The sequence below is a fragment of the Roseomonas elaeocarpi genome, assembly GCF_042433915.1.
Lineage (GTDB): Bacteria > Pseudomonadota > Alphaproteobacteria > Acetobacterales > Acetobacteraceae > Roseomonas > Roseomonas elaeocarpi.
The window spans coordinates 23,862-49,378 of record NZ_JBHLUN010000009.1 but is presented as its reverse complement, the minus strand read 5'-3'; the positions used below and the strand labels follow the sequence as shown (position 1 = coordinate 49,378).

The window sequence follows — 25,517 nt, the reverse complement described above, 5'->3', positions numbered from 1 at the left end:
GATCACACCGCCTTCGCGAAGGGTGCCCTCTCCTTCCAGGCGGCCAGGCGGCTCAGCGCCTCGTCCAGCACGGCGTCGGTCTTGCAGAAGGCGAAGCGCGCGTAGTGCGTCGGCGCGTCGGGGCCGGCGTAGAAGGCGCTGACCGGGATCGCGGTGACCTTGGCCGCCTCGGTGATGTGGCGGCAGAAGGCCACATCGTCGCCGGTGAAGCCCAGCGGGCGGAAGTCGGCGGTGATGAAATAGGAACCCTGCGCCGGCAGCACCCCGAAGCCCAGGCCCCGCAGCCCCGCCGCCAGCCGGTCGCGCTTGCGGGCGAGGTCGTCGGCGAGCTCGGTGAAGTAGCTGTCTTCCTTGGCAAGGCCGAAGGCCACGGCGCGCTGGAGGTTGGGCGGCGTGGTGAAGGTCAGGTTCTGGTGCGCCTTGGCCACGTTGGCGGCCAGCGAACGGTCGCAGGTGATGTAGCCCACCTTCCAGCCGGTCAGGCTGAAGGTCTTGCCGGCCGAGCCGATGCGCAGGCAGCGCTCGCGCATGCCGGGCAGCGTCATCAGCGGGATGTGGCGCCAGCCGTCGAAGGTGAGGTGCTCGTAGACCTCGTCGCAGATGGCGTAGCAGTCGTGCCGCTCCACCAAGTCGGCGATAAAGGCGAGCTCGGCCGCGGTGAAGACCTTGCCCGCCGGGTTCATCGGCGTGTTGAGCAGGATCGCCTTGGTCTTCGGGCCGAAGGCGGCGGCGAGCTCGGCGCGCGGCAGCTCCCACTTGGGCGGCGAAAGTCGCACCAGCTTGGCGGTGGCGCCCAGCAGCCGCACCACCGGCAGGTAGGTGTCGTAGAGGGGCTCGATCAGCACGACCTCGTCGCCAGGGTCCACCACCGCCATCAGCGCGGCGGTGAGCGCTTCCGTGGCGCCGGAGGTGACGACGACCTCGGAAGCGGGGTCGATCTCCAGCCCGTAGAAGCGGCGGTTGGCCTCGGCCACCGCCTGCCGCAGCTCCGGCAGGCCGGTGAGCGGCGGGTACTGGTTGCGGTTGTCCAGCAGCGCGTCGGCCGCGGCCTTGACCACGTCGGCCGGCCCTTCCTGTTCCGGAAAGCCCTGGCCGAGGTTGATGGCGCCGTGCTGCACCGCCAGGGCCGACATCACGGTGAACACGGTGGTGCCGGTCGCGGAAAGGAGGCTGTTCTGCGGCTTCATGGCGGGATCGGTCTTGCCTCGCTGTGTTCCGGCGACGTGGGCGGCCGGGGATGGCGCGCCGCGTCCGGCCGCCAGGATCGGAAGGGTTCGGCCCGAAACAGGAGGCCACGTCCGGGCGACGTCGCGCTCCCGCTTCGGGCCAAGAGGGGTCGGCGCGATATTGGGGGTGCGGGCAGGAGGGTGCAACAAGACCTTCCTGCATGACTGCACCAGAATTAAGCAGCATGCCGCCGGGATTAGCGCTCCCACGCCCGGGCGGGGGTGAAAACAGGTGGCCGTGGCCATTGCCCGCGCGGCACGGGGCGTGCAACACCGTCCCACGATCCTCGCCTGGCGGGAAACCTGTTCTGCGCCGTTTGAGCCGGCGCGAGGTGGTCGGGGAACGCAACGCGTGCCGCAGCCTGACGCGGCGCCGGGAGACGAGACGCAGAGCCGATGAAGAAGATCGAGGCCATCATCAAGCCCTTCAAGCTCGACGAGGTGAAGGACGCGCTGCACGAGATCGGGCTCCAGGGCCTGACCGTCGTGGAGGCCAAGGGATTCGGCCGGCAGAAAGGGCATACGGAACTCTACCGCGGCGCCGAGTACGTCGTGGACTTCCTGCCCAAGGTGAAGATTGAGGTGATCTGCCCCGACGACCTGGCGGAACGCGCGATCGAGGCGATCTCGGCCGCGGCGCGCACGGGGCGCATCGGTGACGGCAAGATCTTCGTGAGCGAGGTGCAGGAGGTGATCCGCATCCGCACCGGGGAGCGCGGCGAGGACGCCGTCTGATCTTCTGAGGAATTCCGGCCGCGAGGCGACGCCCCGGGTAAGCCGGGCGAGCGCCGGCGCGGCTGGCTGGATGCGGGGCAAACCCGCGCAACGTGACTGCCCAAACGCAGGGAAACAGGACCGACACGATGGCGAAGCAGCCCGCAGCATCCCCGGGGATCCCGGAAGGCGTCTCCCGGGTCATGGAGATGATCAAGGAGAACTCCGTCGAGTACGTGGACTTCCGCTTCACCGACCCGAAGGGCAAGTGGCAGCACACGGCGCAGCACGTCTCGACCGTGTCCGAGGACACCTTCGTCGACGGCATCATGTTCGACGGCTCCTCGATCGCCGGCTGGAAGGCCATCAACGAGTCCGACATGATCCTCATGCCCGACCCGCTGAACGCCTGCATGGACCCGTTCTCGGCCAAGCCGCAGCTGATCCTGTTCTGCGACATCATCGAGCCCTCGACCGGCCAGGCCTATGGCCGTGACCCGCGCGGCACCGCCAAGAAGGCCGAGGCCTACGTCGCGGCGTCGGGCATCGGCGACACGGTGCTGGTGGGCGCCGAGGCCGAGTTCTTCGTGTTCGACGACGTGAAGTTCGGCACCGGCGGCAACTTCGGCAGCTACCGCCTCGAGAGCGTCGAGGGTCCGGGCGCCAACATGAAGGACTACCCGGAAGGCAACATGGGTCACCGCCCGCTGGTGAAGGGCGGCTACTTCCCGGTGGCTCCGGTGGATTCCGAGGTCGACCTGCGCGCCGAGATGCTCTCGACCATGATCGAGATGGGCCTGCCGGGCGAGAAGCACCACCACGAGGTGGCGCAGTCGCAGCACGAGCTGGGAACCCGCTTCGGCAAGCTGCTGACCATGGCCGACCAGATGCAGATCTATAAGTACTGCGTCCACAACGTCGCCCACAGCTACGGCAAGACCGCGACCTTCATGCCGAAGCCGATCTACGGCGACAACGGCTCGGGCATGCACACGCACCTGTCCATCTGGAAGGATGGCAAGCCGATGTTCGCGGGCAACGGCTACGCCGACCTGTCGGAGATGTGCCTCTACGCGATCGGCGGCATCATCAAGCATGCCAAGGCGATCAATGCCTTCACCAACCCCTCGACCAATTCCTACAAGCGCCTGATCCCGGGCTTCGAGGCGCCGGTGCTGCTGGCCTACTCGGCGCGCAACCGCTCGGCCTCCTGCCGCATCCCCTACACCACCAGCCCGAAGGCCAAGCGCGTCGAGGTCCGCTTCCCCGACCCGACCGCGAACCCCTACCTGTCCTTCGCGGCCCTCACCATGGCCGCCATGGACGGGATCAAGAACAAGATCCATCCGGGTGAGCCGATGGACAAGGACCTGTACGACCTGCCGCCGGAGGAGCTGAAGGACATCCCGACGGTGTGCGGCTCGCTGCGTGAGGCGCTGGAGAGCCTGGCTGCCGACCACGAGTTCCTGCTGGCCGGCGACGTGTTCTCGAAGGAGCAGATCGAGAGCTACATCGAGCTGAAGTGGCAGGACGTGTTCCGCTTCGAGCACACCCCGCACCCGGTCGAGTTCGAGATGTACTACTCGGCCTGAGGGTTGTTCCCTCCGGTCCATGGAAAGGGCGCCTCCGGGCGCCCTTTCTGCGTTCCGGGGGGCGGGATTCCGGGCATCGGCGCCGTGATTGGCGCTCCGGCGCCGGGCCCGCTACAATCTGCGCTATCTTGAACAAGACATCAGATCCGGCCGTCCTGACCGCCCTCCGGCAGGCCACGGCACCGCTGCACGAACGTCTCGACCGGCTGGTTGATCTCGACCGGAGCACCAGCGACCACCAGGCCTACCGGCGCCTGCTGTCGGCGATGTTGTCGGGGATCGCGCCCGTCGAGGCGTCGCTACGGGGCTTCGACTGGGTCGGGGCCGGCCTCGATGCCGAGGTGGCGACATGGCGCGCGCCGCTGCTGCGGCGCGACCTGGAGGTGCTCGGGGAAGCGCCCATCCAGGCGCCGCCGGACGCACCCTCCCCCGCCCCCTACCCGTCGCGCTCGGCCGCCTTCGGCGCCCTTTACGTGATCGAGGGCGCGGCGCTGGGCGGGCAGGTGATCTTCCGGCAGGCGCGCGAGCGGCTCGGCATCACGGCGGAGCAAGGCGGCGCCTTTCATGCCGCGCATGGCCGCCCGCCCGTCGGCGAGAGCTGGCGCCGCTTCCGCAATGCATTGGAAACACATTGTCTCGATACGGAGGCGGCCGTGCAGGCGGCGGTCCGGACTTTCCTTGACCTCGAAGCCCGGCTGGCGCCACTCCTGTCCCCCATGTCCGCAGCGGAACGTGCATGAGCCTGAACGACCAGCGATCCACGGACCGTGACCTCGCCCTGGACACGACCAACTGCGATCGCGAGCCGATTCAGGTCCCCGGTGCCATCCAGCCGCACGGGCTCCTGCTGGTGCTGGACCCGGCCGACCACCGGGTGCTGCAGGCGGCCGGCGACGCGGCGGGGCTGATCGGACGACCTCTCGGGAGCCTGCACGGCCTTTCGGCGGCCGAGCTGTTGGGCGAGGCTGTCGCGGCGGCGTTGCGCCGGCCCGCGGCGCTGTCGCCCGGCGGCGGCCTGCCGATGTGGAACTTCGAGGCGCTGGAACTCGCCCCCGGGCGCCGCTTCGACGCGCAGGTGCGCAGCCAGGCCGCGGGGCTGGTGGTGGAGCTGGAATGCCTCGGCCTGCCGGGGCCGGACCTGCGCCCCAACGCCCTGTCGCTGGTGCAGGCGATGATGGGCCACCTCCAGGGCGCCGACACGCCGAAGACCTTCTGCCAGGCCGCGGTGGAGCAGGTGCGCACGGTCACCGGCTTCGACCGGGTGATGCTGTACCGCTTCCTGCCCGACGACACCGGGTCGGTCATCGCCGAGGCGCGGGCGGAGGGCATCGGTTCCTACATGGACCTGCACTTCCCGGCCTCGGACATTCCGAAGCAGGCGCGGCAGCTGTATCTGCGGAACTGGCTGCGGCTGATCCCCGACGCGACCTACGTGCCGCAGCCGCTGGTGCCGGCGGTCAGCCCCCTCACCGGGGCGGTGCTGGACATGTCCGACTGCGCGCTGCGCTCGGTCTCGCCCATCCACCTCCAGTACCTGCGCAACATGGGCGTGCAGGCCTCCATGTCGATGTCGGTGGTGCGCGGCGGCAAGCTCTGGGGCCTGATCGCCTGCCATCATCGCCGCCCCTGGCACCTAGCGCCGTCGCTGCGCACGGCCTGCGAGTTGTTCGCCCAGATGTTCTCCTTGCAGCTCGAAGCGATCGAGCAGCGCGAGGAGCACGCCTACAGCCTGAAGATGCGCCACGTGCACGAGCATCTCGTGAACGTCATGGCGGCCGAGGAGAAGCTGGCGGAAGGGCTGATCCGCCACCGCCCGAACCTGCTGGACTACGTTCAGGCCGAGGGCGTCGCGCTGTGGATCGACGGGCAGTATTCGGCCGGCGGCAACACCCCCTCCGAGCGCGAGGTGCGCGAGCTCGCCGCCTGGCTGAGCGAGATTGCCGGCGACGGGGTGGTGGCGCTGGACCGGCTGTCCGAGGTTTACCCGCCCGCCGCGGCCTATAGCGGCATCGCCAGCGGCGTGCTGGCCTTGTCGGTCAGCCGCGACCCGCTCGACTTCATCCTGTGGTTCCGGCCCGAGGTGGTGGAGACCATCCACTGGGCCGGCAACCCCGACAAGCCGGTGGAGCACGGCCCGCATGGCGCCACGCTGACGCCGCGTTCCTCCTTCGCGGCCTGGACCGAGACGGTGCGTGGCCGTTCCCGCCCCTGGCGTCCGGTGGAGGTCGAGGCGGCGCAGGCGCTGCATGTCAGCCTGCTGGAGGTCGTGCTGCGTCGCATCGACCAGGTCACGCAGGAACGCTCCAGGGCGCGTGAGCAGCAGGAGCTGCTGATGGCCGAGCTGGACCACCGGGTGAAGAACACCCTGGCCAATATCCAGGCGCTGGTGCGGCACACGCGCTCCGGCGCCGGCAACCTCGAGAACTTCGTCCACGACTTCGACCGCCGCATCCGCGCCATGGCGGTGGCGCACAGCCTGCTGACCACCGCGCGCTGGGAAGGCGCCGACCTGCGCGCGCTGATCGAGGAGGAGCTGCGGCCCTATCGCGCGAGCGAGGCCGACCGCGCCGTGATCACCGGGCCGACCCTGCGCCTGAAGCCCAAGGCCGCCCTGGCGGTGAGCCTGGCGCTGCATGAGCTCGCGACCAACGCCGCGAAGTACGGCGCGCTGTCGGTGCCGCAGGGGCGGGTTTCGGTGGTGTGGTCGGTGCGTGACGGCGAGGTGGTGCTCGACTGGATCGAGAGTGGCGGCCCCACGGTGCGCAAGCCGACCCGGCGCGGCTTCGGCTCCACAGTGGTGGAACGCGGGCTGAGCTACGAGCTGGGCGGCACCTCGAAGCTCGACTTCGATCCGGCGGGCCTGCGCTGCGTGGTGACCATCCCGCTCAAGCAGCTGGTGGACTCCTCGCTGCCCGCCGCGGCGCCGGAGCCGCCGCGGCCGGCCGAGATCCCGCTCGCCTCGCTCGAGGGCAAGCGGCTGCTGGTGGTGGAGGACGGCGCGCTCGTGGCCATGCAGGTGGCCGACGCGCTGGAACAGCGGGGCGCCAGCGTGGCGGGCCCGGCCGCCAACCTGACCCAGGCCATCCGCCTCGCGGTGACGGAGGCGCTGGACGGGGCGCTGCTGGACGTGGACCTCGACGGTGAAACGGTGTTTCCGGTGGCCGACGTGCTGCGGGAGCGGAAGGTCCCCTTCCTGTTCACCACCGGCTTCGACGCGGCGACGACCCTGCCGGAGCGGTTTCGCGGGCTGAAGGTGCTGACCAAGCCCTACAGCGGCGACGACGCGGCCGATGCCCTGGCGGCGCTGCTGACGGTGCATCAGGCCGGCTGACCGCTTGCGGGTCCTGTGGCTTCGCGGACCGATCGGGTGCGGCAAGACCGCCGTGGGCCGCGTCCTGGCCGAGCAGCTGCCCGGGGGATTGTTCCAGGACGGGGATGACCTGCCGGTCGCACCGGACGTGGCACCGGCGGAGCGCTGGCGCCGCCGGCGGCTGGGCCTGTTGCGCCTGGCGGAGGCACGGGCGGGCGGGCCCGGGACCCTGGTGCTGACCTATCCGCTGCTTCCGCTGGAGGTCGCCGCCGTTCGCCGCCGGCTCCGGCGCGCCGGCCTGCGCTGCCTCGTGGTCACGCTCACCACCTCGCTGCGCAGGAACCTCGATCCGCCGGGACCGCGGCGGCTCGATGCGGCGGAGCGCCTGCGCATCCGGCAGATGCGTAGCGAGGGACATGCCCGGGGAACCGGCTGGACGGGGCTCTCGCTGCCCAATCTGGCTGCAAGGCCGGCCTGGACCGCGGCGCGTTGCCGTAAACTCGCCGGATCGCAATTGCCTCGCCCCTGGTGATGCCATGACATGGCAGCGCTGTCTCAAGGGGGATTCGGATTTTGGACTCGTTCTTCGGCCTGCGCGAGCACGGCACCACGCCGCGCACGGAGATCGCGGCCGGCTTCGCCACCTTCCTGACGATGGTCTACATCGTCGTGGTGAACCCCGGCATCATGGCGGCGGCCGGCATCGACCACGGCGCCGCTTTCGTGGCGACCTGCGTGGCCGCGGCGATCGGCTCGCTGCTGATGGGGCTGCTCGCGAACTATCCGATCGCGCTGGCGCCGGGGATGGGGCTCAACGCTTACTTCAGCTTCGCCGTGGTGGGCGGGATGCACATCCCCTGGCAGGTGGCGCTGGGCGCGGTGTTCGTGTCGGGGGTGATCTTCCTGGCGGTGTCGCTGATCGGCATCCGGGAATGGCTGATCAACACCATCCCCCTCTCGCTCAAGCTCGGCATCGCGGCGGGGATCGGCTTCTTTCTGGGGCTGATCGGGCTTCAGGGCATGGGCGTGGTGGTGGCGAGCCCGGCCACCATGGTCAACCTGGGGACGCTCACCACGACGAAGACGCTGCTGTCCTGCATCGGCTTCCTGCTGATCGCGGGCATGGTGGCGCGGCGCGTGCCGGGCGCGATCATCCTGGGCATCCTCGTCACGGCGGCGCTGGGCATCCCCTTCGGCCTGACCAGCTTCGGTGGCATTGCTTCCTTCCCGCCCTCGCTGGCGCCGACCTTCCTACAGCTCGACATCTCGGGCGCGCTCGGCCTGGGCATCGCCGGCATCGTGTTCACCTTCTTTATCGTGGATCTGCTGGACAATGCCGGCACGCTGATCGGCACCACGCACCGCGCCGGGCTGATGAACCCGGACGGCACGGTGCCGCGCCTGGGCCGCGCTCTGCTGGCCGACAGCGGCGGCGCAATTATGGGTTCGGTGCTCGGAACCTCGACCACCACCAGCTACATCGAGAGCGCGGCGGGCATCGAGGCGGGCGGGCGCACGGGGCTGACGGCGGTCACGGTGGCGGTGCTCTTCGCGCTGACGCTGTTCTTCGCGCCGCTGGCGACCTCGATCCCGGGCTATGCCACCGCGCCGGCGCTGGTCTTCGTGGCCTGCCTGATGGCCAAGTCGCTGCGCGACGTGAACTGGGACGACCTGACGGACTACCTGCCGGCGGTCGTCACCGCGGTCGCGATGCCCTTTACCTTCTCGATCGCCACGGGGATCGGGCTCGGCTTCATCACCTACGCTGTGGTGAAGCTGCTGGCGGGCAAGGGTGGGCAGGTTTCGGGCGCCGTCTGGCTGATCGCGCTGCTGTCGGCGGTGAAGTTCACCCTGGGCGCCGGCTGACGGGCCGAACAGGGCCGGGGGCTCCCTCCCCGGCCGGAACGCACCCCCGCCGGCCATGCCGGGCGGGGTTGCCGCTGGAGGCGCAGGCCTCGTGTGGCGCCGGGTCAGCCGGCGGCGGAGATCATCTCCCGCACCATGGGGTAGATCTCGTTGTTCCAGCGCCGGCCGTTGAACACGCCGTAGTGGCCGACACCGGCCTGGACGTGATTGCGCTTCCGGCTGTCCGGAACGTTGCGGCAGAGTTCCAGCGCGGCGGCGGTCTGGCCGATCGAGCAGATGTCGTCCCGCTCCGCTTCCACCGTCAGGATCGAGGTGTCGCGGATGGCCTCCGGCCGCACCAGGCGGCCGTTGACCCGCAGCTTGCCCTCGGCCAGGTCGTGATCCTGGAACACCGAACGGACGGTTTGGAGGTAGAACTCGGCCGGCAGGTCCATCACCGCCATGTACTCGTCGTAGAAGCGGCGATGCGCCAGGGCGGGCACCTCGTCGCCTGAGACGAGGTGCCGGAACTGGTCCTCGTAGGCCTTCTGGTGGCGGTCCGGATTCATGCTCATGAAGGCGCAGAGCTGCAGCACGCCGGGGTAGACGCGCCGGCCGGCACCGGCGAAGCGCCAGGGCACCTGATCGATCAGGTGCTGCTCGAACCACTCGATGGAATGTTCGGTAGCGAAGTGGTTCACCGCCGTCGGGTTCACGCGCGTGTCGATCGGGCCCGCCATCAGCGTCAGGCTGCGCGGGCGGCAGGGATGGTCTTCCTCGGCCATCAGCGCGGCGGCCGCCAAGACGGGAACCGCGGGCTGGCAGACGGCCACCGCGTGGGCGCCAGGGCCGATGGCCTCCAGGAAGGTCTGGATGTGCTCCACGAAGTCGTCGAAGCCGAACTGCCCGGCCGCGAGCGGCACGTCCCGGGCATTGTGCCAGTCGGTGATGTAGACGTCGTAGTGCTGCAGCATGGTCGCAGCCGTGCCGCGCAGCAGGGTCGCGAAGTGGCCCGACATCGGCGCCACCAGCAGCACCGGCGGCTGCGGCTGGTCCAGCTCCTTGCGGAAGTGCAGCAGCGTGGCGAAGGGGGTGCGGTGCGTCGCCTCCTCACGCACCGCGACCGTCTGGTTGCCCACGGTCACCTCGGTGAAGCCGAAAGGCGGCCGGACATGCGTGGTGCGGGCCCCGCCGAAGATGTCGAGCATGGCCGCCCACTGGCGGAGCTGAAAGACTTCGGGGACGGTGCGGTCGAACTGGCGGAGAAGTCTGCTGGTTCCGGCGGCCACTGTCTGGAACGGCGCAAGGAAGTCCTGCTGCGCCTGATACAAGTCGTACTGGAACATCTTGCAGCCGCTCTCCGTTGGTGCGCACCAGCCGGGTAACGGGGCTACCCAGGCCCGAGATGCACCGATCGTTCTGATCATAAATGGGCATCCCGAGTCGCATAGCGAAGGTTTTTTCGCGGTGCGAACGACAAGGGTCCGCCAGCGGGCGAAGTTGCAACACTCCGGCCCGCCGGTTCCACGCGCTGGCATGGCAAGTGCCGAGCCCCTCGATCCGCGCGGTACCGTTACGCTGTAAAATCGACGGAGGAGGTTGGTTCAAGCGGGCACCACCGCATGGCAGCTGTCCACCGCCGCCATGGCATCCCCGATGCAACCTTCGTCGTCCGCTCGCGCTGGCGCGGAGGAGGACGCGAACGGCGTCCCGCAAAATCCTTATCAGCCCCTCAAGGAGCTTCGAACCATGGCTAAGCACCCCGGCAAGGGCGACACCGGCTTTTCCGGCACCCGCTGGCCCACCCGCAACAGCGTCGGCGAGAACGCCAAGAACGTTTCGCTCGCCACGCTGCAGGCCCTGCTGGTGGACGGCATCGACCTCTACAACTGCACCCGCCAGGCCCACTGGAACCTGAAGGGCACGAACTTTATCGGCCTGCACGAGATGCTGGAGGGCTTCTACAACGCCCTGAACGAGGAAACCGACCTGCTGGCCGAGCGCATGGTGCTGCTGGGCGGCGTGGCCAACGGCGTGACGCAGAACCTCACCACCAGCCGCCTGCCCCCCTACCCCGCGGACCTGCTGGACAGCATCGGCCACGTGAAGGAGCTGGCGGACCGCTACGCCCAGGTCGGCAAGGCGCTGCGCGACGGCATCGACGAGACCGACGACGCCGGTGACGCCGACACGGCCGACCTGCTGACCGAGCTGTCGCGCGCCATCGACAAGAAGCTCTGGATGCTGGAAGCCCATCTGCACGGCCACGGCACCCAGCCCAACCCCGCCTGAACCGCGGAAAGGTTGCGATTCCGCCCCGCCCGAACTACCTTCGGGCGGGGAACCGGAACACAACATGAACGATCTGTTCGGCGGTCGCCCTCCGAAAGGGGCCGCCACGCAAAGCTACTCCGCGGCCGATATCGAGGTTCTGGAAGGGCTCGAGCCCGTCCGTCGCCGTCCTGGCATGTATATCGGCGGCACCGACGAGAACGCCCTGCACCACCTCGCGGCCGAGGTGATCGACAACTCGATGGACGAGGCCGTCGCCGGCCATGCCGACCGAATCGAGGTGACGCTGGAGGCCGGCAACTGGCTGACGGTGCGCGACAACGGCCGCGGCATCCCGGTGGACCCGCATCCGAAATTCCCGAAGCTGTCGGCGCTGGAGGTGATCCTCACCACGCTGCACTCGGGCGGCAAGTTCTCCGGCAAGGCCTACGACACCTCGGGCGGCCTCCACGGCGTCGGCTCCTCGGTGGTGAACGCGCTCAGCGAGCGCATGGAGGTCGAGGTCGCGCGCGACCGGACCCTCTGGACCCAGGCCTACGAGCGCGGCAAGCCGCTGACGAAGCTCAAGAACGCTGGCACGGTCCACAACCGGCGCGGCACGACGATCCGCTTCCGGCCGGATGACGAGATCTTCGGGGCGCTCGCCTTCTCGCCGGCCCGGCTGTACCGGCTGTGCCGCTCCAAGGCCTACCTGTACCGCGGCGTCGAGATCCGCTGGAACTGCGACCCGGCGATCATCAAGGACGAGACGCCGGCGAGCGCCACGCTGCACTTCCCGGGCGGCCTCGGCGACTTCCTGGCGGCCGCGATCGAGAACCGCTCGCCGGTGGTGCCCGCCCCCTGGGCTGGCGAGGCCACCTTCCCCGACGGGCAGGGCCGCGCCGAATGGGCGGTGACCTGGCTGGAACAGGGCGAGGGTTTCCTCAACGCCTATGCCAACACCATCCCGACGCCGCTGGGCGGCACGCACGAGGCCGGGCTGCGCAACGCGCTGGTGAAGGGGCTGCGCGCCTACGGTGAGCTGAAGAAGGAAAAGCGCGCCGCCAGCGTCACGGCCGAGGACCTGTTCGGCGGCATGGCGGCGATGCTCAGCGTCTTTATCCGCGACCCGCAGTTCCAGGGGCAGACCAAGGACAAGCTGACCTCGCCCGAGGCCGCCAAGCTGGTCGAGGCGGGCCTGCGCGACCACTTCGACCACTGGCTGACGGGTGATACGCGCTCGGCCGACAACCTTCTGGCCTGGGCGATCGAGCGGGCGGAGGAACGCCAGCGCCGGCGCGAGCAGAAGGACACGCCGCGCAAGTCCGCGACGCGCCGCCTGCGGCTGCCGGGCAAGCTGGCGGACTGTTCCTCGGAGAACGCCGCCTCGACCGAGCTCTTCCTGGTGGAGGGTGACTCGGCCGGCGGCTCCGCCAAGCAGGCGCGCGACCGGCAGACCCAGGCGGTGCTGCCGCTGCGCGGCAAGATCCTGAACGTCGCCTCGGCCTCCACCGAGAAGCTGCGCGGCAATCAGGAGCTGAAGGACCTGATCGAGGCGCTGGGCTGCGGCGCGGGGGAACGCTTCGACCTGGCGCGGATGCGCTACGGCCGCGTCATCATCATGACCGACGCCGACGTGGACGGGGCGCATATCGCGGCGCTGCTGATGACCTTCTTCTACAAGGAACTGCCGGAGCTGGTGCGGCAGGAGCGCGTGTTCCTGGCGCAGCCGCCGCTGTATCGCCTGCAGTCCGGCGCGACCTCGGTTTATGCCCGCGACGACGCGGATCTGGACCGGGTGCGCAAGCGCAGCTTCAAGCCGTCGCAGAAGGTCGAGGTCAGCCGCTTCAAGGGCCTGGGCGAAATGCCGCCCATGTCGCTGAAGGAAACCACCATGGACCCGCGCAAGCGCACGCTGCTGAAGGTGGTGCTGCCGCCCGAGGAGCGTGCCCACACCGCGGAGCTGATGGAAGCGCTGATGGGCCGCAAGCCCGAGCTGCGCTTCCGCTTCATCCAGGAAAACGCCGCCCGCCTGGATGCCGAGGCCGTGGACGCCTGATCCGGCCTCCCCTCACCCGCCGCGCGGCCGTTCGGTGTTGCGCGCGGCGGTTTCGGGGCCCTCGTCGTGCCGGTCGTTGGCCGCGGCCGGCTTGACCTCCTGCCCTTCGCGCAGCCGCTGGAGGTTGTTGGTGGCGATCACCGTGCCGGGCTCTAGGTCCCGCACCGCGGTGTTGTCGCCGAACTCGGCCTCGACCTGCACCGGGCGGGTGTGCACCGTCTTATTGTCCTCCACCACGTAGACGATCCGCTGGTTCAGGCGGGTGGCCAGCGCCACGCTGGGCACCAGGATGCGGTCGCGCTGCCCAGCCTGTACCTGCACCCGCACGAAGTCGCCCGGCGTCAGCGAGGCGTCGGCATTGCCCAGGCGCGAGCGAACCAGGCTGCGCGCCGTGCGCGGGTTGAAGCGGTTGTCGATCTTCACGACCTCGGCCTCGCGCCCATTGGGCTTCCCGTCGGCACCGAGCAGCAGGATCTTGGCCTGTTCGTTCCGCCCCTGCGCTGCCGTCAGCGCGCGCAGGTCGTCCGAGGACAGCGCAACCTGAATCTCGATGGGGTCCATCTGCGCCACGGTGACCAGCGCGGTGGTGTCGGCGCTGACGAGATCGCCCGGCACGATGTCGGTGATGCCGGTGCGGCCGTCGAAGGGCGCGCGGATGACGCTGTATTCGAGGTTCAGCTGTTGCTGCGCGATCTGCGCCTGGGCCGCCTGCAGCTGCCCGTTGGCCGTGTCGCGGTCGCGCGACACCTCATCGAGCTTCTCGTCCGAGGCGTAGCCCTGCCGGGTCAGCGGGCGGTAGCGTTCCAGCTGTTCCCGGGCGAAATCGAGCGTCGCCTGCGCCTGGCTCTGCTGTGCCTGCGCCGCGAGAAGGGCGGCCTGGAAGGGCCTGGGGTCGATGCGGAACAGGATGTCGCCCCGCTTCACCGCCGCCCCGGGGTTGAAGGAGCGCTCCACCACCGTTCCGGTGACCCGGGCGCGCAGCTCCACGTCGAGCGGTGCCACCACCGTGCCGGTGTACTCGGTGGTGACGGGCAGGGTTTCGCGGCGCACCTCGGCGGTCTGCACCTCGACCGGCGCCGGCTGGGAGGCGGTGGCGGCGGGTTTGCTGAAGGGCGGCAGCCCGTAGTGGTGCCAGGCGTAGCCCGCGCCCGCGAGCACCACCACGCCCGCCAGAAGGAACCAGGCACCTCGCTTCACGCTCAACCTCCGGGTGATGCGGGACGCCGGCGCTTCTGCCGCGTCTCACAAGGGGAGAAACCGCGTTCTGGGCCAACCGTTTCCAAACGAGGCCATAGGGATCTGTGGCCGCTTCCCGTGATGGCGAGGTGCCCATGGCCGGATTTTTCATCGGGCGCCCGATCTTCGCCGCCGTCATCTCGATCGTGATCGCGCTGATCGGCGCCGTGTACGTCACGGTGCTGCCGATCGCACAATTTCCCGACTTCGCGCCGCCGGTGATCCAGATTTCCGCCACCTACACGGGCGCTGGGGCGCAGGAAGCCGCCGACGCCGTGGCCACGCCGCTGGAACAGGAGATCAACGGCGCGCAGGACCTGATCTACATTTCCTCCAACACCACCAACGACGGCTCCGTCACGGTGGAGGCGACCTTCAAGGTCGGCTACGACCTGAACGCCGCCGCGGCCGACGTCCTGACGCGCATCAACCGGGCCCAGGCGCAGCTGCCGGAATCCGTGGTCAACCAGGGCATTCAGGTCCGCAAGACCGGGCGGCAGCTGCTGGGGACCGTGGCGCTCTATCCTGCGGATGGCGCCAACTACGACCAGCTCTTCCTCAGCAACTACGCCGAAACCCAGGTCATCAAGCAGCTGCTGCGCGTCACCGGCATCGGCAACGTCAACAACTACAGCAACAAGCGCTTCGCCATCCGCCTCTGGCTCGACCCGACGCGGATGGAGGCGCTGGCCATCGATCCGGCGGCGGTGATGACCGCGGTGGAACAGCAGAACGTCCAGGTGACGGCGGGCTCCGTCGGCAAGCCGCCGCAGGGCAGCGGCACGGCCTTCGAGCTGCAGCTCACCAGCCCGCCGCGCCTGAACACCCCGCAGCAGTTCGAGGACATCATCCTGCGCGCCAACCCGGACGGTTCGGTGGTGCGGGTGCGCGACGTCGGGCGGGTGGAGCTCGGCGCCGAGATCTACGGCACGGATGCCGGCTTCTCCGGCAAGCCGGCCGCGGCGCTGGGCATCTTCCAGAGCCCGGGCTCCAACGCCGTGGACGTGATGAACGGCGTGCGCTCGCAGATGGAGGAGCTGTCGAAGCGCTTCCCGCCCGGCATGCGCTACGAGATCGCCTCCGACCGCACCGCCTTCGTGCGCGTGGCGCTGGAGGAGGTGGTGATCACGCTGGGGATCGCCATCGTGCTGGTGGTGGTGGTGACCTACGTCTTTCTCCAGAGCTGGCGGGCGACGCTGATCCCCTGCATCGCCATCCCGGTCTCGATCCTGGGCACCTTCGCGCCGATGGGGCTGCTGGGCTTCTCGCTCAACACGCTGAGCCTGCTCGGGCTGGTGCTGGCGGTGGGGCTGGTGGTGGATGACGCCATCGTGGTGGTGGAGAATGCCGAGCGCCACATCGAGGAAGGCGAGGAACCCGCCGAGGCCGCCCGGTCCGCCCTGGGCGAGGTGGTCGGGCCGGTGATCGCCACCACGCTGGTGCTGCTGGCGCTGTTCATCCCCGTGGCCTTCATCCCCGGCATCACGGGGCAGCTCTACAACCAGTTCGCCCTGACCATCGCGATCTCGGTGGGGTTGTCGGCCGTGGTCTCGCTGACTCTGACGCCGGCGCTCTGCGCGCTGCTGCTGCGGCCCAAGCCGTCGGGGGAGGAAGCGAAGCAGGAGCGGAAGGGCTGGCTGTGGCGGCTGCGGGCGCCGCTGCGCTGGTTCGACCGCGGGCTGGACCGGGCTGGCCAGGGCGTCGTCCGCTCGGTCGCCGTGCTCGGTCGCAAGGTCCTGCTGATGGGCCTGTGCTTCCTGGTGCTGGTCGGCGCAACGGGCTGGATGTTCCTGCACCGCCCGACCTCCTTCGTGCCGGAAGAGGACCAGGGCTACTTCTTCCTGAACGTGGAGCTTCCCGAGGGCGCCTCGCAGGAGCGCACGCTGGCGGTGATGCGCCGCGCCAGCGAGCGGCTGCGCAAGGAGGACCAGGTCCTCAACACGGTGGAGATCGGCGGCCGCTCCTTTATCGCCGACGCCACGGCCTCCTTCTACGGCTTCATGATCCCGACGCTGAAGCCCTGGAGCGACCGCAAGGAAAGCTCCACCGAGATCATCGACCGGCTGCGCAAGGATTTAGCGGACGAGCCGGACGCGCGCATCCGCATCGTCAACCCGGCGCCCCTGCCCGGCATCGGCTCGCGCGGCGGCCTCACCCTGCAGGTGGAGGATCGCGGCAACGGCGAGCGCGACGCCTTCCGCGGCGTGGTGGACGACTTCATCGGCAAGCTGGGCAAGCTGCCGGAGGTGCAGTCGGCCTTCACCACCGCCAACGAGGGCGTGCCGCAATACTTCCTCGACATCGACCGGGCGAAGGCGGAACAGCTCGGCGTCAACCTCCAGACGCTGTTCGACGGGCTCGGCGTTTATGTCGGCTCCTCGCTGGTGAACCGCTTCAACCGCTTCGGCCTGGTGTACCAGGTCTACATCCAGGGCGATGCCGAAGCGCGCAAGCGGATCGAGGACCTGAATCGCCTGACGGTGCTCAACAGCCAGGGCGAGCCGGTGCAGATCGGCACGCTGGTGAAGCTGCGCTTCGTGACCGGGCCGACGGCGGTGCAGCACTACAACACCTACCCGTCCTACGAGGTCTCGATCACGCCCGATCCCGGTTCTTCCTCCGGCGCGGCGCTGCGGGCGGTGGAGGAGCTGGCCCAGCGGGAGCTGCCCTCGGAATACGTGGTGGAATGGACCGAGACGGCCTACCAGCAGAAAGAGGCGGGCGGCTTCGCACCGCTGATCTTCGCGCTGGGCGTGGTGCTGGTGTTCCTGGTGCTGGCCGCCCAGTACGAGAGCTGGATGCTGCCGCTGGTGGTGATCCTGAGCGTGCCGCTGGCGGTGTTCGGCGCCATGCTGGCGCTCACGCTGCGCAGCCTGTCGCTCGACGTCTTCGCGCAGATCGGGCTGCTGATGCTGGTGGGCCTGGCCGCCAAGAACGCCATCCTGATCGTGGCCTTCGCCGAGGAGCGCGTCGGCGACGGGGAGGAACCCGTGAAGGCGGCGCAGGACGCGGCGAAGCTGCGGCTGCGGCCGATCCTGATGACCTCCTTCGCCTTTATCCTGGGCACGCTGCCGCTGGCCATCGCCAGTGGCGCCGGGGCGAATTCGCGCGTCTCGATCGGCACCACGGTGGTGGGCGGGTTGCTGGTGGCGACGATGCTCACCCTCTTCGTGACGCCCGCGTTCTTCATCTTCGCCGAACGCCTGCGCGAATGGCGCCGCCCGCGCGGCGAAGCAGCGGCGGACGCGGGCGCGCAGCCGGCGCCGGCGGCGGAGTAACGGGCCCCAGACCTTCCCGGCCCGGCGGTCAGTCCGCCAGCCAGCCGCGCAGCAGCGCCGTCACGGCCTCCGGCGCTTCCATTGGCGGCAGGTGGCCGCAGCGCGCGAGTTCCCCGTAGCGCGCGCCGGGGATCAGGCTGGCCATCTCCCGGGAACGCTCCGGCGGCGTCACGCGGTCGTCCTCGCCCACGGCCACCAGCGTCGGAACGGCAATCGCCGGCAGACCCGGGCGGAAGTCAGGGCGACCCAGGATGGCGGTCTGCTGCCGGATGAACACGTCGCGCCCGAGTTCCCGCGCCATGGCCATCACCACCTCGCCCACCGGCCCGCCGACGTGGTCCGCGTGCACCAGTTCCGGCAGGAGGCGCGGGGTGACGCCGCGGAAGCGTTCGGGCGGGTTGGCGCGGCAGATCGCCAGCAGGCCCTGCCGCCGCCGCCGCTGCTCCGGGGCATCCGGCCGGGCGGAGGTGTCGAACAGCGCCAGGCGGGAAACGCGGGCGGGCTGCTGGCGCATGATTTCCAGCGCCACGTAGCCGCCCATCGACAACCCGCCGAGCAGGAAGTGCTCGGGTGCGGTGTCCAGCACGCGCCGGGCCATGGCCTCCACCGAGTCGTCCTGGGTCAGGTCGGCGATCCTTACCTCGGCCACGTCGCGGAGGCCTTCCCGCTGCGCCTGCCAGAGGCGGCGATCGTTGAGCAGGCCGGGAAGCAGGATCAGGGTCGGGCGCACGGCCTGGGCTTAGTTGCTGGCCGGTTGGCCGTCCAGCGGCGGAAAAACTTGCGTTCGTTGCAGGTGATGCGCATATGCCGCCTGTCTGGGTAATGGGTTCGCGCGGCCGACGATCGCGGCGGGCTTCCCGGACGGCAGAGGAGCCGCGGAAAGGCCGCGGCGCAAACTGCCCGGCTGTCAGATGCCGGGCGCCGCAGGACCGATCTGAACTTGAACGAACCACGTGACGAACACGAGGCGGCCCTGGCCGCCGACCAGCGCCATGACCTGATGACCCCCTCGCCGGCCGTGCCCGCCGGCGACGTGGTGCAGCCGGACAACCCGGCCGAGGCGACCACCGAGGAATCGGCGCCGCAGTTCTACGAGAACGTCGCCGTTCCCAACACCGACGTGCCGCCTGAGGGTGGCGCCACCGAGCCGGGCCCGATCGTGCCGGAAGACGTGTCTCCCGTGCCGGGTGCCTCTGCCGAGGAAACCGCCGAGTTCGCGCGCGAGAGCGCAGGGTCGCTGCCGGACGAGGATGCCGCACCCGCGCCGTCGACTGACGCCGAGGCCGCCGCATCCATCCCCTCCACCGAGGCTTCGGCTGCCGCCGCCACAGCGTCCACCGACACCGCCGTGCCCGCGCCTTCGAGCGACACCGAAGCGGCCACGGCCGCGCTGGCCGCCGAGGCGGAGGGAGCCGACCTCGACGACGTCGCGGCCGTGTCCTTTGAACTTACGGGCGAGACCGAGCGCCAGCCTTCCACGGAGCAGTCCGCCACCGACGAGGCGGCCGACCTGGGCGACGTGCTCGCGACGGAGGCCTCCGTGGAAGAGGCCGAGCCGCTGCCGGGCTTCGACACTCTGGGTCTTGGCGAGGAGCTGCTGCGCGGCATCGCCGAGGCGGGCTACGTCACGCCGACCCCGATCCAGGCGCAGGCCATCCCCATCGTGCTGATGGGCCGCGATGTGCTGGGCGTGGCCCAGACCGGCACCGGCAAGACCGCGTCCTTCGTGCTGCCGATGATGGACATCCTCAGCGGCTCGCGCGCCAAGGCGCGGATGCCGCGGTCCCTCATCCTGGAGCCGACCCGCGAGCTGGCGCTGCAGGTTGCCGAGAACTTCGTGAAGTACGGCAAGCACCTGAAGCTCAACCACGCGCTGCTGATCGGCGGCGAAAGCATGGACGAGCAGAAGGCGATCCTGAACCAGGGTGTCGACGTGCTGATCGCCACGCCCGGCCGGCTGCTGGACCTGTTCGACCGCGGCCGCATCCTGCTGGCGGACTGCAAGATCCTGGTGATCGACGAGGCTGACCGGATGCTGGACATGGGGTTCATCCCCGATGTCGAGCGCATCGTGTCGATGCTGCCGCCGCTGCGCCAGACGCTGTTCTTCTCGGCCACCATGGCGCCCGAGATCCGCAAGCTGGCCGACGCCTTCCTGCAGAACCCCAAGGAGATCAAGGTGTCGCGGGCGGCCTCGGTGGCCACCACGATCACCACCGGCGTGCTGATGGTGCAGCCGCACGACAAGCGCGAGGCGCTGCGCCAGCTGGTCCGGCGCGAGCAGGTCAAGAACGCGCTGATCTTCTGCAACCGCAAGCGCGACGTGGACGTGCTGTTCAAGTCGCTGAAGAAGCACGGCTTCTCGGTGGGCTCCCTCCATGGCGACATGGAGCAGTCGGCGCGCTTCGCCACGCTGAACAAGTTCAAGGCCGATGAGCTGCAGCTGCTGGTCTGCTCCGACGTCGCGGCGCGCGGCATCGACATCGGCGGCCTGAGCCACGTCTTCAACTTCGACGTGCCCTTCCACGCCGAGGACTACGTGCACCGCATCGGCCGCACCGGCCGTGCCGGTCGCGAGGGCCATGCCTACACGCTCTGCACGCCCGACGACATGAAGCTGCTGGGCGCGGTGGAGAAGCTGACCGGCAAGCCCATCCCGCGCATGACGCTGGAAGGTCTGGACAGCGTTGATCCGGACACCCTGGCCGAGGCGGCGGAACGTCCCTCGCGCGGCGGCCGTGGCCGCCGTGACGAGCGCGGGCGCGATAACAACCGTGGCCGCGGCGCCGGCCGGCGGGAAGATGAGCGTCCGCGCGCCGAGGAGCGCCCGCGTGGCGAGGATCGCGCGCGCGACGAGGAGCGTGGTTCGCATGAGGAGCGCGGCCGCGGCCGCCGGGACTCCGAAGCCCCGCGGCACGAGCGCCAGGAGGCCCCGCGCGAGTACCGCGGGCGGGACGACCGCCCGTATCGCCGTGACGACCGGCGCGACCGCGACGACCTGGGCCCGCCGGTGCGCGGCTTCGGCGACAGCGTTCCCGCCTTCATGCTGATCCCGATCCCTCGCCCGCGCCGCCACGACGACGCGGCCGAAGCCTCCACCGAGGCGGAAGCGGCCTGAATGGCAACCCCCGGCCTGGCACTCCGGTGCCGAGCCGGGGAAGCCGGTCGGGGCATCGCCCCGGCATCCGGCCTTCCTGTTCCACGCCCAAGATGAACGACATGCTGGAAGTTGAGGTCACCGCCGTCGGCTCTGCCGGCGACGGGATTGCCACTTTGGGCGACGGCCGGACCGTCGCCCTGCCCTTCACCCTGCCCGGCGAGCGCGTCACGGCGCGCGAGACCGGGCGGCGCGGCGAGGTGGTGCTGGCGGAAGCCGAGGCGGTGCTGCAGCCCGGTCCGGACCGCGTCGCACCGCCCTGCCGGCACTTCGGCATCTGCGGCGGCTGCGCCCTGCAGCACTGGGCCGAGGCGCCGTACCGCGCCTGGAAGCGCCGGCGCCTCGTGGAAGCGCTGGAGCGCGCCGGCTTCGCGGATGCGCCGGTGGGCGAGTGCGCCCCCTGCCCGCCGCGCACACGACGCCGGGCCGACCTGGCGATCCGGCAGGTGGCGGATGGCGTGGCGATCGGCTTCCACGCCCGCGGCGACGCCCGGGTCGTGGACATGCGGGAATGCCACGTCCTCCATCCCACGATCTTCGCTCTGCTGGAGCCGCTGCGCACCCTGGTCGCGAAGCTGCGGGGCTTCCGGCGCGAAGGCTCGGCGCTGATCAACCTGCTCGACAGCGGGCCGGACCTGCTGCTGCGCACCGACGACGCGCTGACACCCGGGGACCGGCAGCTGCTGGCGGCTTTCGCGGCGGAGCACGGCGTCCGCCGCATCGCCTGGGCCAAGGGGCAGGACGTGCCGGAGATGGGGGCGCAGACCGGCACGGTCGGCCTGCGCCTCGGCGACGCGACCGTGGCGCCCGCGCCGGGTGCCTTCCTGCAGGCGGCGCCGGAGGGCGAGGCCGCCATCGTGGCCGCCGTGATCGCGGGGCTGCCGCGCAAGCTGCCGGCCAAGGCGCGCGTGGCGGATCTTTACGCCGGCGTCGGCACGATCAGTCTGCCCCTGTCGCGCCACGTCCGGGTGGAGGCCTTCGAGGGCGAGGCCGCGGCCGTGGCGGCGCTGAGCGCCGGGGCCAACGCCGCCGGAGCCCGCGTCACGGCGAAGCGACGCGACCTCGCGCGGCAGCCGCTGCTGCTGCCGGAACTCGCGAGTTATGCCACGGTGGTGCTGGACCCGCCCTTCAACGGTGCCGCGGAACAGATGGCGCTGATCGCCCGCTCCAAGCTCCGCCGCGTGATCTACGTGTCGTGCAACCCGGCCGCCCTGGCGCGCGACGCGGCGTTGCTGCGCAAGGCGAACTGGCGGGTCGAGGCCGCGACGCCGGTGGACCAGTTCCTGTGGTCGCCGCACCTCGAGGCCGTGGTGACCTTTGCACAGGCTTAACCGGCGGCGGGGTTGAGCCCGGCGGCGAGTGGCTTAAGTCGAAGCCAGTCACCGACGGGAACGCAAACCTATGGCTTCAGCTGACAACGCCGCCCAGGCGCCGGGCTTCTACCGCTTCCAGCTCGGCAACCTCCGGGCCCTGACCGTGAATGACGGTTTCTTCCGCAAGCCCGGCTCGCCCGCCGAGCTCATCCGCAATGCCGGCGAGGAGGAGGTTCACGCCGCGCTGCGCGAGGCCTTCCTGCCGGAAAACCATCTCGACCTGCTGTTCACCGTGCCCTTCCTTGAGACGCCGCAGGGCCTCATCGCCTTCGACATCGGCACGGGCGGCAATTTCGGGCCGAACTCCGGCAAGCTCGCCGCCAACCTGCGCGCGGCGGGCTACGGGCCCGAGGACGTGGCGCACATCGTGTTCACGCACCTCCATGTGGACCACTGCTCGGGCCTGACGGATGGCGAGGGCCGGGCGCTCTACCCGCGCGCGCAGCTGCACGTGCCGAAGCCGGAAGCGGATTACTGGCTGAGCGAGGAGGAGGCCCGCAAGGCGCCGGAAGACGCGCGCGGCGGCTTCGACAATGCCCGCCGGCGCTTCGCCCCCTACGAGGGCCGGATGACGCTGTTCACCCCGGGCGAGGAAGTGCTGCCCGGCATCCGTTCGGTGCCGACGCATGGCCATACGCCGGGCCACACCTCCTTCCTGGTGGAGGATGGCGGCGAAACCCTGCTGATCCTGGGCGACGTCACCAACCGGCCGGAGCTGTTCCTGGTGCACCCGACCTGGCAGCTGGTGTTCGACTCGAACGGTGATCAGGCGGTGGCGACGCGCCGCAGCGTGCTCGATCAGGCGGCGGCGGACAGGCTGCTCGTCGCCGCCTTCCACTGGCCCTTCCCGGCTCTGGGCCATGTCGCCAAGACCGCCGACGGGTATCGCATGACGCCCGTCGTCTGGTCCGCCGAAGGGAAGTAAGCCCGCAACCGCCCTCGTTTGCGCGGGGGCGGGATGCTCTCAGACGTGGAAGCTTTCGCCGCAGCCGCAGCGACCCTTCTCGTTCGGGTTCACGAAGGTGAAGCCCGCCGACATCTGCTTGACCTCGTAATCCATGGTCGTGCCGATCAGGAACAGCGTCGCCTTGCGGTCCACCAGCACGGTGACGCCCTTGTCGGTCACGACCTCGTCGCCCAGGCCGGGCTCGTCGGCCCAGCTGAGGTCGTAGGCCATGCCGGAGCAACCCTTGGTGCTGACGGCGATGCGCAGGTACTTGCCGTTCTCGCCGCGCTCGTAGAGGCCACGCAGGCGCTCGGCCGCGGCGTCGGACAGCGACATCAGCGGCGGCAGGGCGCGCTTCGGTTTCGGAGGGGCTGAAGTGGTCGTGCTCAAGGCGGCAACCTTTCTTCTCGGTTCAGTGACGGCGGGCGCCGTCAGTACATGTTCAGGGCGAGGCGCGCGTCCTCGCTCATCCGGCTCTGGTCCCAGGGCGGATCCCAGACGACTTCCACCTGCACGTCGGTCACGTTGGGCACGGCGCTGACGGCGGCGTTGACCATGTCGGGCAGTTCCTGCGCCGAGGGGCAGGACGGCGTGGTCAGCGTCATCTCGACCTTGACCGTGCCGTCGTCGCCGATCTCCACCGCGTAGATCAGACCCATCTCGTAGATGTCGACGGGGATCTCCGGGTCGAAGACGGTCTTCAGCGCCGCGAGAACGGCGTCCTCGCTGATGCCTTCCGGCGCCGGCGGCGGGATCTCGCCGTCGGGGGTCCAGCTGCCGTGGTTCGGTGGCGTATCACTCACTCGACGCCTCCTTGCCGCCATCCAGGGCGGCGTTCAGGGTGTGCCAGGCGAGCGTCGCGCACTTCACCCGGCTGGGATATTCGGCGACGCCGCCCAGGACCTGCAACCGGTCCATGTCGTCGGCGAGAGCGCCGCCGCATTCGGGGCAGGTGCCGGTCATGGCGAGGTCGCGGAACTTGGAACCCAGCTCCTTCGCCTCGGCCGCGGTCTTGCCGCGCACGGTTTCCGTCATCAGCGAGGCGCTGGCCATGGAGATGGCGCAGCCCTTGCCCTGAAAGGCGGCATCGGCGACGCGGCCATCGGGGTCGAGCTTGACCCAAAGCTCCATCCGGTCGCCGCACATCGGGTTGTCGCCGCGCGCCGTGCGGTCCGCGTCGTCGAGGCGGCGGAAGTTCCGCGGCTTGCGGCCGTGGTCGAGGATGACCTCCTGGTAGAGGTCGCGCAGATCATCGAACATTACGCGAAGAACTCCCGTGCCTTAGCCAGGGCGTCGGCGAAGTAGTCCACTTCCTCGTGCGTCGTGTAGAGGCCGAAGGAAGCGCGCACCGTGCTTTCCACCCCGAAGCGGCGGTGCAGCGGCTCAGCACAGTGGCGGCCGGCGCGGACGCAGATGCCGGCGCGATCGAGCAGCGTGGCCATGTCGTGCGCGTGGGCGTTGTCGAGGCTGAGCGCGAAGACGCCGCCCCGATCCTTCGCCCGACCCAGCAGCGTCACGCCCTCGAGCTCGGTCAGGCGACGCATGGCATGCTGCACCAGCGACTGCTCATGCGCCTCGATCCGCTCCATGCCGATGGCCTCGACGTAGTCGATCGCGGCGGTCAGGCCGATGGCCTCGATGATCGGCGGCGTGCCGGCCTCGAAGCGCAGCGGCGGCGGCGCGAAGAGGGAGCGCTCCAGCCCAACCTCGGTGATCATGTCGCCGCCGCCCATGAAGGGCGGCATCTGCTCCAGCACCTCGAGCCGGCCATAGAGCACGCCCAGCCCGGTCGGGCCGTACAGCTTGTGCGCGGTGAAGACGTAGAAGTCGCAGCCGATCGCCTGCACGTCGATCTTACGGTGCACCGCGCCCTGCGAGCCGTCGAACATCACCTTCGCGCCCTTGGCGTGCGCCATCTCGACGATGCGGCGCAGCGGCACCACGGTGCCCAGCACGTTGCTCATGTGGGCGATCGAGACCAGCCCGACCTTGCCGTCGGCGAGCTTCGCCTCGAGGTCGTCCAGGTCCAGCTCGCCCTCGTCGGTGACGCGGCAGATGCGCAGCTCCGTGCCGTGGTCGTCGCGCAGCATCTGCCAGGGCACGAGGTTGGCGTGGTGCTCCATCTCGCTCACCAGCACCGCCTGCCCGGGCTTGAGCACGCCGCGGCCGAAGGAATGGGCCACGAGGTTGATCGCCTGGGTGGAGCCGGTGCCGGTGAGCACGATCTCGCGCTCATCCGCCGCGTTGATGAAGCGCGCGACGGAGATGCGCGTCGCCTCGTAGGCCTCGGTCGCCTGCTCGCTCAGGTGATAGGCGCCGCGATGGACGTTGGCGTAGGCCGCCTCCATCATGCCTTTCATCGCCTCGATCACGGCGCGCGGCTTCTGGGCCGAAGCACCGCTGTCGAGGAAGACGAGCTTCTTGCCGCGACGCGTTTGCCCGAGGATCGGGAAATCCTCGCGAACGCGCGCGACGTCGAAGGCAGCCGGGGCGACCGAACCGTCCATGGT

General features: G+C 69.9%; 20 protein-coding genes. 12 read left to right on the top strand and 8 right to left on the bottom strand.

Translation table 11 applies throughout. The features are described 5' to 3' along the window. Nucleotides 1–2 precede the first annotated feature (2 nt). On the bottom strand, nt 3–1,187 hold the full coding sequence (locus tag ACFFGY_RS13865; protein ID WP_377045095.1) for an aminotransferase: 1,185 nt from the start codon (nt 1,185–1,187) through the stop codon (nt 3–5). A 435-nt stretch (nt 1,188–1,622) separates the two neighbouring features. On the opposite strand from ACFFGY_RS13865, the gene ACFFGY_RS13860 reads away from it, so the two are divergent. The 6 genes from ACFFGY_RS13860 (at nt 1,623) to ACFFGY_RS13835 (ending at nt 8,708) form a co-directional block, all read left to right on the top strand. After that, complete coding sequence (locus ACFFGY_RS13860; RefSeq protein ID WP_377045094.1) at nt 1,623–1,961, top strand: P-II family nitrogen regulator; 339 nt, start codon at nt 1,623–1,625, stop codon at nt 1,959–1,961. A gap of 128 nt (nt 1,962–2,089) precedes the next feature. Further along, nucleotides 2,090–3,532, top strand: coding sequence for a type I glutamate--ammonia ligase (gene glnA / locus ACFFGY_RS13855; protein ID WP_377045093.1), 1,443 nt, complete (start codon nt 2,090–2,092; stop codon nt 3,530–3,532). A 128-nt stretch (nt 3,533–3,660) separates the two neighbouring features. Further along, nucleotides 3,661–4,272 (top strand): biliverdin-producing heme oxygenase, encoded by a 612-nt coding sequence (locus ACFFGY_RS13850; protein ID WP_377045092.1) that lies wholly within the window; start codon nt 3,661–3,663, stop codon nt 4,270–4,272. Then, entirely contained in the window at nt 4,269–6,863 is a 2,595-nt protein-coding gene (locus tag ACFFGY_RS13845; RefSeq protein WP_377045091.1) for an HWE histidine kinase domain-containing protein, read from the top strand. Before ACFFGY_RS13850 ends, ACFFGY_RS13845 begins: the two co-directional genes overlap by 4 nt. 52 nt (nt 6,864–6,915) lie before the next feature. Next, complete coding sequence (locus ACFFGY_RS13840) at nt 6,916–7,374, top strand: hypothetical protein (RefSeq protein WP_377045090.1); 459 nt, start codon at nt 6,916–6,918, stop codon at nt 7,372–7,374. Between the two features lie 41 nt (nt 7,375–7,415). Continuing rightward, on the top strand, nt 7,416–8,708 hold the full coding sequence (locus ACFFGY_RS13835; RefSeq protein ID WP_377045089.1) for an NCS2 family permease: 1,293 nt from the start codon (nt 7,416–7,418) through the stop codon (nt 8,706–8,708). Nucleotides 8,709–8,812: 104 nt separating this feature from the next. Here the strand turns inward: ACFFGY_RS13835 and ACFFGY_RS13830 are convergent, their stop codons facing one another. Next, the gene (locus tag ACFFGY_RS13830) at nt 8,813–10,033 is read right to left on the bottom strand and encodes a polyhydroxyalkanoate depolymerase (RefSeq protein ID WP_377045088.1); all 1,221 of its coding nucleotides are present in this window, start codon (nt 10,031–10,033) and stop codon (nt 8,813–8,815) included. Nucleotides 10,034–10,436: 403 nt separating this feature from the next. Between ACFFGY_RS13830 and dps the strand changes: the two genes are divergently transcribed. Both dps and parE read left to right on the top strand, forming a co-directional pair. Beyond that, nucleotides 10,437–10,979, top strand: a complete 543-nt coding sequence (gene dps, locus ACFFGY_RS13825; protein ID WP_377045087.1) for a DNA starvation/stationary phase protection protein Dps — start codon at nt 10,437–10,439, stop codon at nt 10,977–10,979. A 64-nt stretch (nt 10,980–11,043) separates the two neighbouring features. Next, nucleotides 11,044–13,017 (top strand): DNA topoisomerase IV subunit B, encoded by a 1,974-nt coding sequence (parE, locus tag ACFFGY_RS13820; RefSeq protein WP_377045086.1) that lies wholly within the window; start codon nt 11,044–11,046, stop codon nt 13,015–13,017. Nucleotides 13,018–13,029: 12 nt separating this feature from the next. Here parE and ACFFGY_RS13815 read toward each other — a convergent pair whose 3' ends face one another. Then, nucleotides 13,030–14,214, bottom strand: a complete 1,185-nt coding sequence (locus tag ACFFGY_RS13815; RefSeq protein WP_377045085.1) for an efflux RND transporter periplasmic adaptor subunit — start codon at nt 14,212–14,214, stop codon at nt 13,030–13,032. Between the two features lie 134 nt (nt 14,215–14,348). On the opposite strand from ACFFGY_RS13815, the gene ACFFGY_RS13810 reads away from it, so the two are divergent. Next, the gene (locus ACFFGY_RS13810) at nt 14,349–17,531 is read left to right on the top strand and encodes an efflux RND transporter permease subunit (RefSeq protein ID WP_377045084.1); all 3,183 of its coding nucleotides are present in this window, start codon (nt 14,349–14,351) and stop codon (nt 17,529–17,531) included. 28 nt (nt 17,532–17,559) lie between these two features. On the opposite strand, the gene ACFFGY_RS13805 is transcribed toward ACFFGY_RS13810, so the two are convergent. Continuing rightward, the gene (locus tag ACFFGY_RS13805) at nt 17,560–18,261 is read right to left on the bottom strand and encodes an alpha/beta fold hydrolase (protein WP_377045083.1); all 702 of its coding nucleotides are present in this window, start codon (nt 18,259–18,261) and stop codon (nt 17,560–17,562) included. 210 nt (nt 18,262–18,471) lie between these two features. Between ACFFGY_RS13805 and ACFFGY_RS13800 the strand changes: the two genes are divergently transcribed. The 3 genes from ACFFGY_RS13800 (at nt 18,472) to ACFFGY_RS13790 (ending at nt 22,986) form a co-directional block, all read left to right on the top strand. Further along, a complete protein-coding gene (locus ACFFGY_RS13800) occupies nt 18,472–20,649 on the top strand; it encodes a DEAD/DEAH box helicase (protein ID WP_408905888.1) in 2,178 nt (725 codons plus the stop codon). Between the two features lie 101 nt (nt 20,650–20,750). Further along, entirely contained in the window at nt 20,751–22,019 is a 1,269-nt protein-coding gene (locus ACFFGY_RS13795; RefSeq protein WP_377045082.1) for a class I SAM-dependent RNA methyltransferase, read from the top strand. Between the two features lie 70 nt (nt 22,020–22,089). Then, nucleotides 22,090–22,986 (top strand): MBL fold metallo-hydrolase, encoded by an 897-nt coding sequence (locus tag ACFFGY_RS13790; protein WP_377045081.1) that lies wholly within the window; start codon nt 22,090–22,092, stop codon nt 22,984–22,986. A 39-nt stretch (nt 22,987–23,025) separates the two neighbouring features. Here the strand turns inward: ACFFGY_RS13790 and ACFFGY_RS13785 are convergent, their stop codons facing one another. From ACFFGY_RS13785 to ACFFGY_RS13770, 4 genes are all read right to left on the bottom strand, one after another. Then, nucleotides 23,026–23,343, bottom strand: a complete 318-nt coding sequence (locus ACFFGY_RS13785; RefSeq protein ID WP_377045234.1) for a HesB/IscA family protein — start codon at nt 23,341–23,343, stop codon at nt 23,026–23,028. A 95-nt stretch (nt 23,344–23,438) separates the two neighbouring features. Further along, entirely contained in the window at nt 23,439–23,831 is a 393-nt protein-coding gene (locus ACFFGY_RS13780) for an SUF system Fe-S cluster assembly protein (protein ID WP_377045080.1), read from the bottom strand. Beyond that, nucleotides 23,803–24,267 (bottom strand): Fe-S cluster assembly sulfur transfer protein SufU, encoded by a 465-nt coding sequence (gene sufU / locus ACFFGY_RS13775; RefSeq protein ID WP_377045079.1) that lies wholly within the window; start codon nt 24,265–24,267, stop codon nt 23,803–23,805. Before sufU ends, ACFFGY_RS13780 begins: the two co-directional genes overlap by 29 nt. Then, nucleotides 24,267–25,514 (bottom strand): aminotransferase class V-fold PLP-dependent enzyme, encoded by a 1,248-nt coding sequence (locus ACFFGY_RS13770; protein WP_377045078.1) that lies wholly within the window; start codon nt 25,512–25,514, stop codon nt 24,267–24,269. The genes sufU and ACFFGY_RS13770 overlap by 1 nt, the downstream gene beginning before the upstream one ends. Between the last annotated feature and the right edge of the window lie 3 nt (nt 25,515–25,517).